At 67.0% G+C, this 18,426-nt stretch carries 17 protein-coding genes and 1 pseudogene; 12 read left to right on the top strand and 6 right to left on the bottom strand.

Annotation, left to right across the window (positions count from 1 at the left end; translation table 11 throughout):
* The 4 genes and pseudogenes from WT97_RS19430 to WT97_RS19415 form a co-directional block, all read left to right on the top strand.
* A pseudogene (locus WT97_RS19430) lies at window positions 1-213 on the top strand (acetyl-CoA C-acetyltransferase); the annotation flags it as partial.
* Window positions 214-361: 148 nt separating this feature from the next.
* The gene (locus WT97_RS19425; RefSeq protein WP_034207422.1) at window positions 362-1,102 is read left to right on the top strand and encodes a 3-ketoacyl-ACP reductase; all 741 of its coding nucleotides are present in this window, start codon (window positions 362-364) and stop codon (window positions 1,100-1,102) included.
* 118 nt (window positions 1,103-1,220) lie between these two features.
* Window positions 1,221-1,787 (top strand): polyhydroxyalkanoate synthesis repressor PhaR, encoded by a 567-nt coding sequence (gene phaR / locus WT97_RS19420; RefSeq protein WP_006485265.1) that lies wholly within the window; start codon window positions 1,221-1,223, stop codon window positions 1,785-1,787.
* 163 nt (window positions 1,788-1,950) lie between these two features.
* Entirely contained in the window at window positions 1,951-3,042 is a 1,092-nt protein-coding gene (locus tag WT97_RS19415; RefSeq protein ID WP_257128529.1) for a lysozyme inhibitor LprI family protein, read from the top strand.
* Between the two features lie 122 nt (window positions 3,043-3,164).
* Here the strand turns inward: WT97_RS19415 and WT97_RS19410 are convergent, their stop codons facing one another.
* The gene (locus WT97_RS19410; RefSeq protein ID WP_059498821.1) at window positions 3,165-3,419 is read right to left on the bottom strand and encodes a hypothetical protein; all 255 of its coding nucleotides are present in this window, start codon (window positions 3,417-3,419) and stop codon (window positions 3,165-3,167) included.
* A 302-nt stretch (window positions 3,420-3,721) separates the two neighbouring features.
* Here WT97_RS19410 and rimO point away from each other — a divergent pair, with 302 nt between their 5' ends.
* The 4 genes from rimO (at window position 3,722) to WT97_RS19390 (ending at window position 7,973) form a co-directional block, all read left to right on the top strand.
* Entirely contained in the window at window positions 3,722-5,083 is a 1,362-nt protein-coding gene (gene rimO, locus WT97_RS19405) for a 30S ribosomal protein S12 methylthiotransferase RimO (RefSeq protein WP_060354146.1), read from the top strand.
* A 3-nt stretch (window positions 5,084-5,086) separates the two neighbouring features.
* Window positions 5,087-6,013 carry a sugar kinase gene (locus WT97_RS19400; RefSeq protein WP_060354145.1) on the top strand — a complete coding sequence of 309 codons (927 nt, stop codon included), beginning with the start codon at window positions 5,087-5,089 and terminating at the stop codon, window positions 6,011-6,013.
* Window positions 6,014-6,135: 122 nt separating this feature from the next.
* Window positions 6,136-6,678, top strand: a complete 543-nt coding sequence (locus WT97_RS19395; RefSeq protein WP_059498824.1) for a hypothetical protein — start codon at window positions 6,136-6,138, stop codon at window positions 6,676-6,678.
* 113 nt (window positions 6,679-6,791) lie between these two features.
* Window positions 6,792-7,973, top strand: a complete 1,182-nt coding sequence (locus tag WT97_RS19390) for a cystathionine beta-lyase (RefSeq protein WP_060354144.1) — start codon at window positions 6,792-6,794, stop codon at window positions 7,971-7,973.
* 87 nt (window positions 7,974-8,060) lie between these two features.
* Here WT97_RS19390 and serB read toward each other — a convergent pair whose 3' ends face one another.
* Window positions 8,061-8,906 (bottom strand): phosphoserine phosphatase SerB, encoded by an 846-nt coding sequence (gene serB / locus WT97_RS19385; protein ID WP_059498826.1) that lies wholly within the window; start codon window positions 8,904-8,906, stop codon window positions 8,061-8,063.
* 200 nt (window positions 8,907-9,106) lie between these two features.
* Window positions 9,107-10,048 (bottom strand): LysR family transcriptional regulator, encoded by a 942-nt coding sequence (locus WT97_RS19380; RefSeq protein WP_060354143.1) that lies wholly within the window; start codon window positions 10,046-10,048, stop codon window positions 9,107-9,109.
* Window positions 10,049-10,172: 124 nt separating this feature from the next.
* Between WT97_RS19380 and WT97_RS19375 the strand changes: the two genes are divergently transcribed.
* Window positions 10,173-11,189: a zinc-binding alcohol dehydrogenase family protein gene (locus WT97_RS19375; RefSeq protein WP_059498828.1), complete on the top strand. Its 1,017-nt coding sequence runs from the start codon at window positions 10,173-10,175 to the stop codon at window positions 11,187-11,189.
* A 159-nt stretch (window positions 11,190-11,348) separates the two neighbouring features.
* A complete protein-coding gene (locus WT97_RS19370; protein ID WP_060354150.1) occupies window positions 11,349-11,900 on the top strand; it encodes a DUF6013 family protein in 552 nt (183 codons plus the stop codon).
* A gap of 256 nt (window positions 11,901-12,156) precedes the next feature.
* On the opposite strand, the gene fetB is transcribed toward WT97_RS19370, so the two are convergent.
* Together fetB and WT97_RS19360 are read right to left on the bottom strand one after the other, a co-directional pair.
* Window positions 12,157-12,960: an iron export ABC transporter permease subunit FetB gene (fetB, locus tag WT97_RS19365; protein WP_027784553.1), complete on the bottom strand. Its 804-nt coding sequence runs from the start codon at window positions 12,958-12,960 to the stop codon at window positions 12,157-12,159.
* Window positions 12,957-13,658, bottom strand: a complete 702-nt coding sequence (locus WT97_RS19360; RefSeq protein ID WP_059498829.1) for an ATP-binding cassette domain-containing protein — start codon at window positions 13,656-13,658, stop codon at window positions 12,957-12,959. Before WT97_RS19360 ends, fetB begins: the two co-directional genes overlap by 4 nt.
* Window positions 13,659-13,810: 152 nt before the next feature.
* Here WT97_RS19360 and WT97_RS19355 point away from each other — a divergent pair, with 152 nt between their 5' ends.
* Window positions 13,811-16,108, top strand: coding sequence for an AsmA family protein (locus tag WT97_RS19355; RefSeq protein WP_060354142.1), 2,298 nt, complete (start codon window positions 13,811-13,813; stop codon window positions 16,106-16,108).
* 6 nt (window positions 16,109-16,114) lie between these two features.
* On the opposite strand, the gene WT97_RS19350 is transcribed toward WT97_RS19355, so the two are convergent.
* On the bottom strand, window positions 16,115-16,567 hold the full coding sequence (locus WT97_RS19350; protein WP_059498831.1) for a lipocalin-like domain-containing protein: 453 nt from the start codon (window positions 16,565-16,567) through the stop codon (window positions 16,115-16,117).
* A gap of 170 nt (window positions 16,568-16,737) precedes the next feature.
* On the opposite strand from WT97_RS19350, the gene WT97_RS19345 reads away from it, so the two are divergent.
* The gene (locus WT97_RS19345; RefSeq protein ID WP_059498832.1) at window positions 16,738-18,330 is read left to right on the top strand and encodes an ABC-F family ATPase; all 1,593 of its coding nucleotides are present in this window, start codon (window positions 16,738-16,740) and stop codon (window positions 18,328-18,330) included.
* Window positions 18,331-18,426: the final 96 nt, after the last annotated feature.

The following is an 18,426-nucleotide window of genomic DNA, read 5'->3' as shown; positions in this document are numbered from 1 at the left end:
GCGCTGGCGGTGCACAAGCAGATGGGCTGGGACACGTCGAAGGTGAACGTGAACGGCGGGGCGATCGCGATCGGTCACCCGATCGGCGCGTCGGGCTGCCGGATCCTGGTGACGCTGCTGCACGAGATGGTCAAGCGCGATGCGAAGCGTGGGCTGGCGTCGCTGTGCATCGGCGGCGGGATGGGCGTTGCGCTCGCGGTCGAGCGTCCGTGATCGGCCAACCGTGATCGGCGGTTCGTAACCGGCCGTTCGCCACAGGCGAACCGGATCCGTGCGCCGGCCGATTGCAGCTTCGGTCGGCGTCACGTGAAGTCAGAGGGGGCCTTCGGCAGCTCTCGAAACCAAAAATGGAGTGAGATTTATGTCTCAGCGAATTGCGTACGTAACGGGCGGGATGGGCGGCATCGGCACCAGCATCTGCCAGCGCCTGTCGAAAGACGGCTTCAAGGTGGTCGCAGGGTGTGGCCCGAACTCGCCGCGCCGGGTGAAATGGCTCGAGGACCAGAAGGCGCTCGGGTACGACTTCATCGCGTCGGAAGGCAACGTCGGCGACTGGGACTCGACCAAGGAAGCGTTCGACAAGGTCAAGGCGGAAGTCGGCGAGATCGACGTGCTGGTCAACAACGCGGGCATCACGCGCGACGTCGTGTTCCGCAAGATGACGCATGAAGACTGGACCGCCGTGATCGACACCAACCTGACGAGCCTGTTCAACGTGACGAAGCAGGTGATCGACGGAATGGTCGAACGTGGCTGGGGCCGCATCATCAACATTTCGTCGGTGAACGGCCAGAAGGGGCAGTTCGGCCAGACCAACTATTCGACCGCGAAGGCCGGCATTCACGGCTTCACGATGGCGCTCGCGCAGGAAGTCGCGACGAAGGGCGTGACGGTCAATACCGTGTCGCCCGGCTACATCGGCACGGACATGGTGAAGGCGATCCGTCCGGACGTGCTCGAGAAGATCGTCGCGACGATTCCGGTGCGGCGTCTCGGCGCGCCGGAGGAAATCGGCTCGATCGTCGCGTGGCTCGCATCGAACGATTCGGGCTTCGCGACGGGCGCCGACTTCTCGCTGAACGGCGGCCTGCACATGGGCTGAGCGCCCGGGCTGCGCGGGCCGGATGCCGCGCAGCCGGGCGTTTTCCGAAGGCCCCCGCCTCCCGGACCCGGGAGGCGGGGATTCGTCACTTGCGCTACGCTGCACTCAAAGGCGTTACATGACTACTACAAAGAAGACGGCCGAACGGCTCATCAAGAAGTACCCGAACCGCCGGCTCTACGATACCGAGACAAGCACGTACATTACGCTCACCGACGTGAAGCAGCTCGTGCTCGAGCAGGAGGATTTCAAGGTCGTCGACGCGAAATCCAACGAAGACCTGACGCGCAGCATCCTCCTGCAGATCATCCTCGAGGAGGAGAGCGGTGGCGTGCCGATGTTCTCGTCGTCGATGCTGTCGCAGATCATCCGTTTCTACGGTCATGCGATGCAGGGCATGATGGGCACGTACCTGGAAAAGAACATCCAGGCATTCATCGACATCCAGAACAAGCTCGCGGATCAATCGAAGAACCTCTACGAAGGCAACGCGATGAATCCGGAAGTCTGGTCGCAGTTCATGAACATGCAGGCGCCGATGATGCAAGGGATGATGACGAGCTACATCGAGCAGTCGAAGAACATGTTCGTGCAGATGCAGGAGCAGATGCAGAACCAGGCGAAGTCGATGTTCAGCACGTTCCCGTTCAAGCAGCCCGGCGCATCGGAGCCCGAAAAGAAGTAACGGAATCGCGGCAGGCCGGCCGGGGCGGCGCGAGCCGTCGGGGCGTCGGCGCCGCGAAGCGGGCGGCCGGTCGCTATCGTGCATTCGGCCAGGACGAAGCGTGGCTGCCGCTTGCCGGAAAAGATGGCCGACGGTCGTCCGGGATCGTCGGCACCGAATGCCCGTGCCGGGCAGGCACGGACATCGTCGTCGTCCAGTCGCTCGAGATCCCGTCCATACGAATGAAAGCCAGGTCGCACCGCGCGTGACGGTGCGCGTTCGTGCCCGCGCGGACGCTTGCCTGGCGTACCATAAGCGGCGCTGCACGGCGATGCGCGAAATGCGCTGGCGGTTCCCGCGCATGGCGAGAGGTCCGATGCCGCATCGATGCGGGCGGCCGAGAAAAACAAACCGACTGAGAGAGAGCATGCGAGGGATTCGAACGGCATCGACTGGCAGGCTGGCCGGTCTTGCTGCGATGTTCATGATGGGTGTCGGCCTGGCCGTGCCGGGCTTTGCGATGGATTGCTCGAAAGCCGTCCAGCCGATCGAGAAGCGCATTTGCGCGAGCCCGGCGCTGCGCGCGGCCGATGCGCGGATGAATGCGGCCTATGCGGGCGTGCTACAGGCCGCGCCGGACGCCGCCGTCCGCGACATGCTGGTGCGCAGCCAGCGCCGCTGGCTCGCCGCGCGCAACAAACGACTCGATACCGATTACGACGGCCATCGGCTGGCCGTCGACGAAGTGCGCAAGGCCTTCGATCGGCGCACCGCCGTGTTGGCCGACCGATCGGATGAAGGGCTGATCGCGCGCGCACTGGCCGAGCGGCAGTGGCTCGCGAAATACAGCGGCGGCCCGCTGGCCGGCTTCGATGCCAACTGCGATTTCATTCCCGACGATGCGAGCGGCGCGCATGTTTCTTATGCGTGTTTCGGCGCGATTCATGTGCAACATCATGCGCGGGTGTGCAGCCAAAGCGAGGACTGGGCGACCGGCGCGGTCTATCAGTACCGCCTGGTGAGCGCGGCCGACGGCGGGAAGGTGCATCCGGTGGCGTTCTGCGAAGCGCAAGGCACGCATGCATGCGACAGCGGCAGCGCGCAGGCGGGATGGGTGCGCGCTGCGGCGTCCGGTGGCGAGAACCGTACGCCGGCGCCGGTGGCGGGCCTGCCGCAGCTCGACGCCGAATTGTGGCCGCTCGGAGAGGGCGGCGATGCCGCGTGGTTCGATCGGTGTCTGAAGGCGCCGGTGTTTCCGGATGTGGATGCGCACTGACGCGCGGCGTTTCGAGTTGGGGTACGACCTGCTATCCGAATCGACGGGCTGGGTGCTGCGGCGCCGGGGACTGGCGCCGCAGGGTCATCGGTGCGGGTGACCGCGACGCGTTCCGTCGTTGCTCAGTGTGCCGAACCGAAATCCTGATCGTCGTCCGACGGAGGAAGGTCGAGCACGAGCTTGACGGCACTGTAGTTCGCTTTAAGTGAAAACACGCGACCGATCACGAGAAATGTCTGGCGCGAGTTATCGAGTTCGACGAAATCGCCAGGTTGCGGCACGTGTGCGCCTTGATCGTAGGAAAAGCTGGTGCTGGTCTGCTCGCCGATGGCTTCTGCGGCGTGCTCGGTGAATTCGATTGTGATGTGGGTGGTCATGCGAGGCCCGTTGGGTCGATTGGAGAGAGCGGATGCCGCATTTTCGCATAGCGGCTGCGCTAATTCGGGGCGATTCTTGTAGGACTGCGCGCGCGCCCCTATCCGACGTGCCGCCGATGGTAAGCAGACGACCGGTCGGCCCGGAGTGAAAGGGACGCATCAAGCGCCCCGTCTTTGTCGGCTGTCCATCGCGCCGCATGCTCGAACTCCCGATCGACGTTGCCCGCCGGTCGCTCATTTTGGCTCGCCTCCCCTAAATCGCTGTAAACTCACGCTTTTGCTGCCACGCCCCCACATTCCAGATGTCCCAATCCCCCAAAGTAGGGTTCGTATCCCTCGGGTGCCCGAAAGCGCTCGTCGATTCCGAACAAATCATCACGCAACTGCGCGCCGAAGGTTATGAAATCTCCGGCACCTACGACGGCGCCGACCTCGTCGTCGTGAACACCTGCGGCTTCATCGACGAAGCGGTGCAGGAAAGCCTCGACGCGATCGGCGAAGCGCTGACCGAGAACGGCAAGGTGATCGTCACCGGCTGCCTCGGCGCGAAGTCGAGTGCCAGCGGCTCGAACCTGATCGAGGAAGTCCACCCGAAGGTGCTCGCCGTCACCGGCCCGCACGCGGTGGGCGAAGTGATGCAGGCCGTGCATTCGCATCTGCCGAAGCCGCACGACCCGTTCGTCGACCTCGTGCCCGCGGCCGGCATCAAGCTCACGCCGCGTCACTACGCATACCTGAAGATCTCCGAAGGCTGCAACCACCGTTGCACGTTCTGCATCATCCCGTCGATGCGCGGCGACCTCGTGTCGCGCCCGGTCGCCGAAGTGATGCTGGAAGCCGAGAACCTGTTCAAGTCGGGCGTGAAGGAACTGCTCGTGATCTCGCAGGACACGAGCGCTTACGGCGTCGACGTGAAGTACCGCACGGGCTTCTGGAACGGCAAGCCGATCAAGACGCGCATGACCGACCTGGTCGCCGCGCTCGGCGAACTCGCCGCGCAGTACGACGCGTGGGTGCGGCTGCACTACGTGTATCCGTATCCGAGCGTCGACGAAGTGATTCCGCTGATGGCCGAAGGTCCGTTCAAGGGCCACGTGCTGCCGTATCTCGACGTGCCGTTCCAGCACGCGCACCCGGAAGTGCTGAAGCGCATGAAGCGTCCGGCGAACGCCGAGAAGGTGCTCGAGCGCGTGCAGAAGTGGCGCGAGATCTGCCCGGACCTGACGATCCGCAGCACGTTCATCGCGGGCTTCCCCGGCGAGACAGAAGCGCAGTTCGAGACGCTGCTCGAGTTCGTCCGCGAAGCGGAACTCGATCGCGTCGGCTGTTTCGCGTATTCGCCGGTCGAAGGCGCGACCGCGAACGACCTGGACGGCGCGTTGCCGGACGAGGTCCGCGAGGAACGTCGCGCGCGCTTCATGGAAGTGGCCGAGGAAGTATCGGCGAACCGCATGCAGCGCAAGATCGGCAAGACGCTCAAGGTGCTGATCGACGAAGTCGGCGAAGAAGGCGGCATCGGCCGTACGGCAGCCGATGCGCCGGAGATCGACGGTGTCGTCTATGTCGAGCCGGCGGCGAAGGCATCGAAGCGCTACAAGGTCGGCGATTTCGTGTCCGTGAAGATCACGGGCGCCGACGGCCACGATCTGTGGGGCGAGGTGTAAGCGATGGCCGCTGCATTTCCGGAGATCCTCGCGCTCGGCGAGGCGATGATCGAATTCAACCAGTCGCAGCCGGGGCGCCCTGAATTCCTGCAGGGCTTCGGCGGCGACACGTCGAACTTCTGCATCGCGGCGGCGCGCCAGGGCGCGTCGACCGGCTTCGTGTCGGCGATCGGCGACGATCCGTTCGGCCGCCTGCTGGCCGACATGTGGGCGGCGGAGCAGGTCGACACGACGTACGTACGCATCGACCGCACGGCGCCGACCGGCGTGTATTTCGTCACGCACGGCCTCGATGGCCACCAGTTCGACTATTTGCGTGCGGGCTCGGCTGCGAGCCGCTATGCGGTGGGCGACCTGCCGCTCGACGCGCTCGCGGCCGCGAAGGCCGTGCACTTGTCGGGCATCAGTCTTGCGATCGGCACGGCCCCGTGCGACGCGGCATTCGCGGCGATCGACCACGCGCGTCGCCACGGCGCGAAGGTCAGCTTCGACACGAACCTGCGCCTGAAGCTGTGGCCGCTGCCGCGTGCCCGCGCGGTGATGCGCGAGGCGCTGCGCCAGACGGACATCTGTCTGCCGAGCTGGGACGACGTCACGGCGCTCACGGGCGCGAACGATCGCGACGCGATCGTCGACGCGATGCTCGAGCACGGGCCGCAGGTCGTCGCGCTGAAGCTCGGCAAGGAAGGCGCGTATGTCGCGACGCCGCATGAGCGGCGCGTCGTGCCGGGCTTCGCGGTCGATGCCGTCGACGCGACCGGCGCCGGTGACTGTTTCGGCGGCGCGTTCGTCGCGCGGATCGTCGCCGGCGACGATCCGTTCGCGGCCGCGCGTTATGCGAACGCGGCGGCGGCGCTGTCGACGACCGGTTACGGCGCGGTCGCGCCGATTCCGCACCGCGCTGCGGTGGAAAGCCTGATGCAGGGCTGACGCGAAACGCGTACGCCGACGACGCAGTCGCAGCGCAGGCTTGCGCGGCGACGCAAGAGCCGGGTTGCGACCTGGCACGGTCCGCGATGGTCGGGCGAATCTGAAGCAAGGAGCAACACAAGGTGGGTCGATATTCGGAATGGCAACGGGCGCTCGTCGTCGCGGGTGCGCTGTTAGCGGGCATCGCGATGCCGGCGGCGGTCGAAGCGCAGGGGGTTGCACCCGGCGTGCAGCAGGATGAACCGGCGCCGGCGCGGCCGCTGAAGCCGAATCCCGAGTTCGCCCGCCTGCCGCGCTACGAAGGCACGCTCGGCGACCGGCCGATCGTCGTGCATCTCGGCCCCAAGACGGACGAGGAAGGCGTGCACGGCGAATACCAGTTCGCCGACACGGGCGAGGTCGTGCTGCTCGCGGGCGACCGCGACGGCGATACGCTCGAGATCGAGGAGTCGAACGACGGCACGAACATCACCGGCGTGTGGATCGGCCGTTTCGACGCGACGGGCGACCTGAAGGCCGACCGGATGAATTCGGACGAATCGGATCCGCAACCGGTCGTGCTGCGTCTGGCGCCGGGCAAGCGCGCGGCGCTGCAGGTGCGCGACGGCCGCGTGCACGAAATCGAGACGGTGGGCGGCATCGTCAATCTGCGCACCGACGACTGAGCGCACGCTGGCTTGGTGTGCGCGGCGCGCACTGTACCGGGCCAAGCGCGCCGATTTTGGCTACTCTAGCGACATATTCCGCAACCGAACGGCCTCGTGCCCGGCCTCCAGTCATGACCGCATCCACTCCCAAGCGCGCGCTGCAAACCCGCATCGTTCAACCCGACGACGTCATTCCGGAAGGCTTTCGTTCGTTCGTGCCGCCGGTCGCGCGCGCGTCGACGGTCGTGTTCCCCGATCTCGCGACGATGCGCGCGCTGGTCTGGCACGACGACAACCAGTGGCGCTACGGGCTGCACGCGACGCCGACGTCGCTCGCGCTCGCGCAGCGGCTCGCCGAGATCGAGGGCGGCACGCACGCGCTGCTGCAGCCGTCGGGCCTCGCGGCGATCATGAACGTCTATTTCGGGATCGTGAAAGCGGGCGACGATGTGCTGATTCCGCACAACGTGTACGGCCCGAACGCCGATTTCGGCAAGTGGCTGGCGAACGACTTCGGCATCACCGCACGTTTTTACGATCCGTTGATCGGCGCCGGCATCGCCGAGCTGATCCAGCCGAACACGCGGCTGATCTGGATCGAGGCGCCGGGCTCGGTGACGATGGAAGTGCCCGACGTGCAGGCGATCACGGCGGCCGCGAAGGCGCGCGGCATCGTCACCGCGATCGACAACACCTTTTCCGCGGGCCTTGCGTTCAAGCCGTTCGAGCACGGCGTCGACATTTCGGTGCAGGCGCTGACCAAGTACCAGTCGGGCGGCAGCGACGTGCTGATGGGCGCGACGATCACCGCGAACGCGGAACTGCACGCAAAGCTGAAGCTCGCGCGGATGCGCTGCGGGATCGGCGTGTCGGTCGACGATTGCTCGCTCGTGCTGCGCAGCCTGCCGAGCATGCAGGTGCGCTTCGACGCGCACGGCAAGAGCGCGCTCGCACTCGCGCAATGGCTGAAGGCGCGGCCGGAGATTGCGGCGGTGCTGCATCCGCAGATCGCCGACTGCCCGGGGCACGCGTCGTTCATGCGCGATTTCACCGGCGCGGGCGGGCTGTTCTCGGTGGTGTTCGACGCACGCTACAGCGCGGAGCAGGTCGACCGTTTCGTCGAGTCGCTCGAGCTGTTCGCGATCGGCTGGAGCTGGGGCGGCGCGTGCAGCCTCGCGATGCCTTACGACGTTGCGTCGATGCGTCCGGACTGGCCGCATCGCGGCACGCTGGTGCGTTTCTACGTCGGTCTGGAAGACGAAGCCGATTTGCGTGCGGACATCGAGCGCGCGATGCAGGCCGCACTCGGCTGATTGCCGGCCGGCAACGTCCGGCGCAAAAACGAAACGCCGGCGCGGTGTCTTGTCGCGCCGGCGTTTTTCATTGACGGTGCGGCCGGATCAGAACAGTCGCAGCAGCCCGTCGAGGCCGACATGGTCGAACGCGACCGTCGCCGCATCGCGCACGACGGGCTTCGCGTGGAACGCGACCGACAACCCGGCTTCGGCCATCATCTTCAGATCGTTCGAGCCGTCGCCCATCGCGATCGCGCGGCGCGGCTCGAGGCCGAGCGACGCGCACGTCTCGCGCAGCAGGCGCGCCTTCACGTCGGCGTTGACGATCTCGCCGAGCACCTTGCCGGTGAGCTTGCCGTCGACGATCTCAAGCGTGTTCGCATGCGCGTAGTCGATGCCGAGGCGCGCCTTCAGCCGCTCGGTGAAGAACGTGAAGCCGCCCGACACGAGCAGCGTCTTCATGCCGGCGGCCTTCACGCCGGCCAGCATCGTCTCGGCGCCCGGCGACAGTTGCAGCCGTTCTTCGTACACGCGCTCGAGCGCGTGCGCATCGAGCCCGGCCAGCAGCGCAACGCGGCGCGTGAGGCTTTCGTTGAAATCGCGGATCTCGCCGCGCATCGACGCTTCGGTGATCTCCGCGACCTGCGTTTTCAGCCCGCAGAAATCGGCGATCTCGTCGATGCATTCGATCGTGATCAGCGTCGAATCCATGTCCATCACCGCGAGCCCGAAATCGCCGAGCGTGAGGCCGGCCTCGACGAACCCGAAGTCGAGCGCATGCGTGCCGCAGTACGCGTCGATGTCGAGGCGCTGCGCCGGGCTCGCGTTTTCGACGCGCAACGCGTGATCGTCGGTCTGCACGATGCGGGTGCCGCGCGACAGCGCGAGCAGCGGTTTGTGGTGGGCGTCCGACAGCGGCGCAAGACTCTGGATGACGAGATTGTGGGTCATGACGAGTGGTTGGAAGACGAATGAATGACGTGCGCGGCCCGCGGGCGGCCGCCTGCGAACGCGGCCCCGTGCGGCTGCAGGCCGTTGCGTCGCGAACGCGCCATTGTAGCCGGTTGGCCGGGACGGGCGATCGCGGGAGGGACGAATCCTGAGGCCGGACTCGAACCGGCACGCCCGCAGCGCGAACCGAACGCCGCCGACTATCGTCCGCTCGCGCGATCCCAGTACGGCGGATCGCCGAAATGCTCGGCCAGGAATGCGATGAACGCGAGCGTTTTCAGCGGCACGTGTGCGCGGCTCGGATAGACGGCCCAGATCGCGACGTCTTCCGCGAACGGGTAATCGTCGAGCACGGTGACGAGCACGCCGTTCGCGAGCAGCGGGCCGACGTCCCAGGTCGACTTGATCGCGATCCCGAAGCCGTCGACGAGCGCTTCGCGGATCGCTTCGCCGTTGCTCGCGGCGAGCCGGCCGCCGACCCGCACCGTGAGCGGACCTTGCGGCGTCGCGAACGACCAGTCGCGCTGGTCGCCGAGGATCACGCATTCGTGCTGCGTCAGGTCGGTCGGGTGGCGCGGCGTGCCGCGTTCGGCGAGATAGGCGGGCGAGCAGCACAGCACGCGGCGGTTGGCGGCGAGCTTGCGGGCGACGAGCGTCGAATCTTTCAGCGCGCCGAGGCGGACCGCGACGTCGTAGCCGTCGTCGACCAGATCGACGATCTCGTCGGACAGCCGCAGATCGAGCGACACGGACGGATAGCGGCGCAGGAACGCCGGAATCACCGGCGCGACGTGCTGGCGGCCGAACGACGACGACATCGACACCTTCAGCCGCCCGTACGGCTCGCTGCGGCCGTGGCCGACCGACGCACGCGCGGCATCGGCGGCCGCGAGCAGCGCGTCGGCGCGCGCCATGAAGACTTCGCCGTCCTGCGTGAGGCTGATGCGGCGCGTGGTGCGGTGCAGCAGCCGCGCGCCGAGCTGGCGTTCGAGCTGCGCGATGCGTGCGCTCGCGACCGCGGCCGACACGCCGAATTCGCGCCCGGCCGCGCTGACGTTCGCGAGCAGTGCCGCGCGCACGAACAGCGCGACGTCGAGCAGGTCGAGCGGCTTGTCGGGCGCCGAAATGGGAGCAGACGTCATTATTCTGGAATTCCTGAAAATGTTTCAGGAAATATAGCGGTTTTCTCGAATGATCGGGTTGCCTACGATGGCACGCATGGAGGTTGCGCCGCAGCCTGCCGGATTCCCTGAAAGGAGTATCGAGATGAAAGCCGTTGGATTGACCCGTTATCTGCCGATCGACGACCCGCAAGCGTTGCTCGACGTCGAACTGCCGCAGCCCGTGCCGGGCCCGCGCGATCTGCTCGTGAAGGTCGAGGCGATTTCCGTGAACCCGGTCGACACCAAGGTGCGTGCGCCGAAGCCGCAGATCGAGGAGACGCCGCGCGTGCTCGGCTGGGATGCGGCCGGCACGGTCGTCGCGGTCGGCGCCGACGTCACGCTGTTCCGGCCCGGCGATGAAGTGTTCTACGCGGGCAGCATCACGCGGCCCGGCGCGAACAGCGAATTTCACGCGGTCGACGAACGGATCGCCGCGCTGAAGCCGCGCACGCTCGACTTCGCGGCGGCGGCCGCGCTGCCGCTCACCGCGCTGACCGCGTGGGAAGCGCTGTTCGACCGGTTGCGCGTGTCGCCGCAGGGCGCGGACGCGGGCAAGTCGGTGCTGATCATCGGCGGCGCGGGCGGTGTGGGCTCGATTGCGATCCAGCTCGCGAAGACGCTCGGCAAGCTGCACGTGATCGCGACCGCTTCGCGGCCGGCGTCGGCCGAATGGGTGCGCGCGCTGGGCGCGGACGCGGTGGTCGACCATTTCGGCGATCTGCCGGCGCAATTGCGCGAGGTCGGCCATCCGAGCGTCGACTACGTGCTGATCTTCAACGACACCGACCATCATTTCCCGGCCGCCGCGGAAGTCATCCGGCCGCAGGGCGGCATTTGCACGATCGTCGAGAACGCGAAGCCGGTGCCGGTCGAATTGCTGAAGGCGAAGAGCGCCGCGTTTCACTGGGAATTCATGTTCACGCGTGCGATGTTCGAGACGCCGGACATGATCGAGCAGCACAAGATCCTGAGCGAGGTGGCGCGGCTCGTCGACGGCGGCACGCTGCGCACGACGCTCGGCGAACAGCTCGGCACGATCAATGCCGAGAACGTGCGGCGCGCGCACCGGATGCTCGAGGGCGGGCGCGCGATCGGCAAGCTCGTATTGAGCGGGTTCTGAGCCGGCGGTACGCGTAAGGTTGCGGCGCCGCGAACGCAAGCGGGGTAACACCCGATGCGTTTGCGGCGCATTGCATCCCGCTTGGCGGTAGACTGGCAGCGCATCATGCATCGAAAACCGCGCGGCACGCGCGTGCCGCCGCATTACAAGGAGGTCAGCATGAGCCAACGCAGCTTGTCGTTTGCCGCATCGTGGTCGGTCGTGTTCGCGGCGGCGTGCGTCAGCGCGAGCGTATTCGCGGCGCCGCCGGTCAAGGGCAGCCTGAAGGGCGGCGGTACGGGACAGCTCGAATACACCGTCAAGGTCGACTCGAAGACCTTCGGCAATACGCAGGAGACCCGCAAGATCCGCTCGGGCGAGACGGACGATTTCAACTGGAAGTCGGTGCCGCCGAGCGGTGCCGTTGCGATGCCGGACGGCTGCCCGAACGCCGACAACCTGCCGCGCGACGCGAACGGCGCGATGGTGCGGCAGACCCAGGTGCGGCTCGCGCCGTCGGTCGACGCAAAGGGTGTCGCCAACGTGCAGTTGAGCTTCCAGGCGGCCGCGCCGAAGGGCACGCGCAGCGTGACGGCCGGCGGCAAGTCGCTGCAGTGCCCGGACGTCGCGTCGGTGAGCCAGGTGAAGTGGGTGTCGATTCCGACCAATGGCGGGTCGAAGTCCGTGACGATGAGCGACGGCACCAAGGTGACGGTGTCGATCAAGCATTGAGCGGCGCGCGCGGGCCGGCGTTTCGTCCGGTGCGCGCGCAACCGGTTCGACGGGCGGAACGAGCAGGGCGGCACGCGAGCAGCTCCGCCGTGCCGCCGTTGCAATGCATCCGCTGCCGGCTCCGAGGCGCGGCGCCGCGACCGTGCAACGGCGACGCGTGGCGTCATGCGGATGTCATGTCATGCTCGCGCGCATCCTGTCCGTCCGGTCATGACATCCCGGTGAAAACTTCGCATGCGCGCGCTGCCGCCGCGCGTCAGTGCGTGCGCTCTTCGAGCCGCGACGCGAGAAAGCGGTGATCGGCCGAGAACAGCCGGCGATAGGTCATCAGCACCGCGCCGACGGTGCCGAGCGCGGACGCCGCGGCGATCAGGAACATGATCACGATCTGGTAGCGCACGGCCTGCAGCGGCGACTGGCCGGCCAGCACCTGGCCCGTCATCATGCCCGGCAGGCTCACGACGCCGACCACCGCCATCTGGTTCAGCGTCGGCAGCATGCCCGCGCGCACGGCCTGGCGGGCGGCGTCCTGCGCCGCTTCCCAGCGCGTCGCGCCCAGCGCGAGCGCGGTTTCGACACGATCGCGGCGCGCGGTGAGTTCCTCCATCATCCGCTCGACGCCGAGCGAGACGCCCGTCAGCGTATTGCCGAGAATCATCCCGAGGATCGGGATCGCGTATTGCGGCGCGAACCACGGATGGATGCGGATCACGACGAACAGGCCGACCGCCGCGACGAACCAGCTGCTGAACCAGATCGACGCGATGCTGTCGATGCGTTGGCCGCGGTACGTGCGCTTGCCGCGCCCCGCGCCGGCGAAACCGGCGATCAGCGTCATCAGCGCGGTGAGCGGCAGCACGACGTACCAGTGCGGATGGCCGAACACCCAGCCGAGCACGTAGCCGATCGCGAGCAACTGCACGACGGTGCGCACCGCCGCGAGCGCGAGCTTGCGGCCGAGGCCGAGCGACAGCGCCGCCGAGATCGCGCCGTTGACGGCGACGAGCGCGGCGGCGATGCCGACGTCCACCAGACTCAGGTCCTGAAGGGCGGGGCTCATCGCGCGATCTCCGTCGGGTTGGCCGCGTGCAATACGCCGGCCTGCATCACGAGCCGTGTCGTGCCGATCCGCGCGGCTTGGGCCGGATCGTGCGAGATCCACATGTATGCGCGTGCGTCGGGCGCCGCGTCGAACCACGCGCCGACGAGCGCTTCGATCGCGCGTGCCGATTCGGGATCGAGCGCGGAGGTCGGCTCGTCGAGCAGCAGCACGTCGGGATCGAGCTGCAGCACGCGCAACAGCGCGGCGATCTGCGCCTCGCCGCCGGACAGGTCGCTCGCGCGCTTGTCGAGAAAGCCGGCGCCGCGGCCGGCCTGCGCGGCGAGCGCTTCGGCGCGCGCGCGATCGAACGCGACGTCGCGATAGATCGCGAGCGAGTACGGGTAGCGCAACTGCGACTCGACGGTGCCGTCCATTTGCGCGGGGCGCTGGCGGACATAGGCGACGCTGCGCCGGTAGCGCGGAATCGCGCTGCGCCGGATCCGGCGGCCACGCCACAGGAGGTGGCCGCCGTCGAGCGGATCGAGTAGCGCGAGGGCGCGCAGCAACACGCTCTTGCCCGATCCGGAGGGGCCGGTGACAGCAATTCGCGATCCCGCGGCGAGGCTGAGATCGGTGGGGGCGAGCAGCGTCTTGCCGCTGCTGGCGTCGCGCCGCGTGATGTGCTGCGCGTCGATGAGGCCGGTGGGGGAGGTCATGTCACAAATGAAAAAAAGCGTTAATGGCGCCGAAAGGCCACCATGTCGTGCGTCATAATACCGATCGAAAAGCCGCAGCTGTCGTGCGCCGTTCGTCCACGCAAGCGGCCCGGCATGGTGTGGCAACACTTCAGAACAACAACGGAACCGCCATGACGCTAACCCGAGCCATCGGCAAATCGGCTGCATGGGTCGTCGGTATCGTCGCGGTGCTCATCGCGGCGGCCGGCGTCTTTCTTTTCACGTTCGACTGGAACCGCGCGAAACCGTGGGTCAACGAACAGGTGAGTGCCGCACTCGGCCGCCCGTTCGCGATCAACGGCGACCTCAAGGTCGGCTGGCGTCGCCCCGATGGCGAAACCGGCTGGCGCGCATGGGTGCCCTGGCCGAGCTTCTCCGCCACGCAACTCGAGATCGGTAATCCCGACTGGGCGAAGGCGCCCAAGTTCGTCACGCTCGATGCCGCGCACTTCGATCTCGCGATCCTGCCGCTGCTTGCGCATGAAATCGTCATCCCGTCGATCGACGTCGTGAATCCCGCCGTCGATCTCGAGCGGCGCGCGGACGGCAGCAATACGTGGACCTTCCAGTTCAAGCAATCGTCGCAGCCTTCGCGGTGGAAGGTGCGGCTCGACAGCTTCGGATTCGCGAAGGGCACCGTCACGTATCGCGACGCGATCACGAAGGCCGATCTGACCGTCGCGATCGATACGCTCGGCCAGCCGATCCCGCTCGGCGACGTGCTGAAGGAACAGGAGCAGACGTCGCGTGCGGCGTCGGCGCAGCGCGTGGGCAAGCATGGCGCGGCGCAACTGGGCGCGAAGGCCGATGCGCAAGCCGCGTCGGGGGCGAGCGCGGCCGCGGCCTCGGGCGCGTCGGCCGCGCGTGTCGTTGCGTCGGCCGCTTCCGGTTCGTCGGGGTTGCCCGCTGCGTCCGCGCCTGCCACGCCTTCCGCTTCGGCGGCCGCTGCCGCGTCCGGCGCCAGCGGCGCGACGGCGCCCGCGAAGTCGTCCGGCCCGACCTATGCCTTCGGGCTGAAGGTCGACGGCCGTTACAAGAGCGTGCCGATCAGCGGCACCGGCAAGGTCGGCGGCGTGCTCGCGATCCAGGATGCGTCGCGGCCGTTCCCGCTGCAGGCCGACGTGAAGGCCGGCGATACGCGGCTCGCGATCGTCGGCACACTGACCGATCCGATGCATCTCGCGGCGCTCGACCTGCGGCTGTGGCTGCAGGGCACGTCGATGTCGCATCTTTATCAGCTCACCGGCATCACGCTGCCCGATACGCCGCCTTATGCGACCGAAGGGCGCTTGATCGGCAACTTCAAGCCGCATGCGAGCACCTTCCGCTACGAGAACTTCAACGGCCGCGTCGGCGGCAGCGACCTCGGCGGCACGCTCGTCTGGGCGCAGCGCGCGCCGCGGCCGAAGCTGTCGGGCGAACTCGTGTCGAACCTGCTGCAGTTCTCCGATCTCGCGCCGGTGATCGGTGCGGATACGGCCGCGAGCAAGGCGAAGCGCGGCGACACGACGCGCCAGCCGCCCGATCGCGTGCTGCCGGTGGAGACGTTCCGCACCGAACGCTGGAGCGCGATCGATGCGGACGTGAAGTTCACCGGCCGCAAGCTGATCAAGAGCCCGCAGTTGCCGATCACCAACCTGTACACGCACATCCTGATGCAGGACGGCGTGCTGTCGTTCGAGCCGCTGCAGTTCGGCGTCGCGGGCGGCACACTCGCGACGAACGCGCATCTCGACGGCAGTCGCACGCCGCTCAAGGGCCGCTTCAAGCTGGTCGCACGGCATCTGAAGCTCAAGCAGCTGTTCCCGACGCAGAAGGTGATGCAGACGGCGTTCGGCGAAATCAACGGCGACGCGTCGCTGTCGGCAACCGGCAATTCGCCGGCCGCGCTCGCGGCGACGTCGACCGGCGAAGTGAAGGCGCTGATCACCAACGGCCGCATCAGCCGCTTGCTGATGGAGGCGGCGGGGTTGAACGTCGCGAACGTCGTCTACGAGAAGCTGTTCGGCAACCGCGACGTCAACATCAATTGCGCGGCGATCGATTTCGTGGCGACCGACGGCATGCTCGACCCGAAGGTCTTCGCGCTCGATACCGACGATGCGCTGATCAACGTCGACGGCCCGATCAACCTGCGCGACGAATCGCTCGACCTGAAGGTCCATCCGCACACGAAGGGCTTCCGGATCTTCTCGCTGCGCTCGCCGTTGTATGCGAAGGGCACGTTCAAGAACCCGAAGGTCGGCGTCGATGCGGGCGCGCTCGCGCTGCGCGCCGGCGCGATGGTCGGGCTCGGGCTGATCAACCCGTTCGCGGCGCTGATCCCGCTGATCGCGCCGAGCAACAACCGCGACGTGCCGTGCTCGGAACTGTTCGGGCAGATGAAGGCGCAGGCGGCGCAGAAGGCGGCCAGCAAGGCCGGCAAGTGACGCGCGTCAGCGGCCCGCGCGCGCCCACAGCAACACGGCGTCGACCTCGCGGCCGTCGATCCGCACCGGCGCGACGGTGCCGAGCTGCAGACGATCGCCGTCGAGCATGACGGCCCGCTGCTGGACGTCGCCGATCCAGTTCGGGAACAGGCTGACGTCCATTGCGTGGGTCAGCGTGCCGTCGTCGGCGACCTGAAAGGGGCCGGAGTAGGCGATATAGCCGCGCGCGGCGGCCGCGCATTCGTCGTCGGTGCCGCCCTGAAGATCGCCGTTTGTGTAGCGCGGCCGGCCGGCGGCCATGAGCTGGGCCGACATGTAGCCGTCCGGCGTATAGAGGATCCAGCCGCGCACGTCGCGGCCGAGCGGATAAGCGGACGGGCTGCCGTCGCACGGGCGGATTTCGTAGGACACGAGGCGCCATGCGCCTACGAGTCGTTCGCGAAGCTGGCTGGCGAGCATGCGGGATTCCGGTGAGACGGCGGTGAGGCGCGTGCCGTCGTGTGGATGGGCCGCCGGGCGGCGAGGCGGAGGGCCTGGAAAGGGCCGCCGGGGCGGTGCGGTCGGCAGTTTCGCCGACACCTGCTAAAATACACGGTTTTCCGTCGATTTCTCTCTTAACGGGACCTGCCGTGCTTTCTACTGCCAACATCACGATGCAATTCGGGCCGAAGCCCTTGTTCGAGAATATCTCGGTCAAATTCGGCGAGGGCAACCGCTACGGTCTGATCGGCGCGAACGGCTGTGGCAAGTCGACCTTCATGAAGATCCTCGGCGGCGACCTCGAGCCGAGCGCCGGCAACGTCGCGCTGGAGCCGAACGTCCGCCTGGGCAAGCTGCGCCAGGACCAGTTCGCGTACGAAGACGTGCGCGTGCTCGACGTCGTGATGATGGGCCACACCGAGATGTGGGCCGCGATGACCGAGCGCGACGCGATCTACGCGAACCCGGAAGCGACCGACGACGACTACATGCACGCGGCCGAGCTCGAAGGCAAGTTCGCCGAATACGGCGGCTACGACGCCGAGGCGCGCGCGGGCGCGCTGCTGCTCGGCATCGGCATCGAGGAGAAGTTCCACAACGGCACGATGGCCGACGTCGCGCCGGGCTGGAAGCTGCGCGTGCTGCTCGCGCAGGCGCTGTTCTCGAAGCCGGACGTGCTGCTGCTCGACGAACCGACCAACAACCTCGACATCAACTCGATCCGTTGGCTCGAGCACACGCTCAACGAGTACAACTCGACGATGATCATCATCTCGCACGATCGTCACTTCCTGAACTCGGTGTGCACGCACATGGCCGACATGGACTACGGCACGCTGAAGGTCTGGCCGGGCAACTACGACGACTACATGCTCGCATCGGCGCAGGCGCGCGAGCGCCAGGCCGCGGCGAACGCACGTGCGAAGGAGCGCGTGGCCGAACTGCAGGATTTCGTGCGCCGCTTCTCGGCGAACAAGTCGAAGGCGCGCCAGGCCACCAGTCGCGCGAAGCAAATCGACAAGATCAAGATCGAGGAATTCAAGCCGTCGTCGCGGCAGAACCCGTTCATCCGCTTCGAGTTCGAGAAGAAGCTGCACAACGTCGCGGTGGTCGCCGAAGAGATCACGAAGAAGTACGAGCGCACGATCTTCCAGAACTTCAACCTGTCGGTGCAGCCGGGCGAGCGCATCGCGATCATCGGCGAGAACGGCGCGGGCAAGACGACGCTGCTGCGCTCGCTGCTCGGCGCGCTGCCGCTCGATCACGGCACGGTGAAGTGGTCCGAGAACGCGAACGTCGGCTACATGCCGCAGGACACGTACGAGGAATTTCCGGACGACATCACGCTGATGGACTGGATCGACCAGTACCGCAAGGACGGCGACGACGAAACGATGGTGCGCGGCACGCTGGGCCGTCTGCTGTTCTCGTCGGACGACATCAAGAAGTCGGTGAAGGTGCTGTCGGGCGGCGAGAAGGGCCGCATGATCTGGGGCAAGCTGATGCTCGGCCGCCACAACGTGCTGCTGATGGACGAGCCGACCAACCACATGGACATGGAATCGATCGAGTCGCTGCAGATCGCGCTCGAGCAGTTCGAAGGCACGCTGATTTTCGTGTCGCACGACCGCGAATTCGTGAGCGGGCTGGCGAACCGGATCATCGAAGTGCGTACGGACGGCACGCTGTTCGACTTCGGCGGGAATTACGAGGAGTTCCTGACGAGTCAGGGGCAGGAGTAAGTGTCCTGAGGTTTCGTCCGGCCGTGGGTCCAGGTCAGGAGTCACTGCACCCGGCGAACCGCCAGAAGCGCGACAGGCCCGCATCGACAGCAATGT

Source organism: Burkholderia sp. MSMB1459WGS, from assembly GCF_001534535.1.
Taxonomy (GTDB): Bacteria; Pseudomonadota; Gammaproteobacteria; order Burkholderiales; family Burkholderiaceae; genus Burkholderia.
The sequence above is the reverse complement of the archived record's forward strand: the minus strand, read 5'-3'. Positions and strand labels throughout refer to the sequence as shown.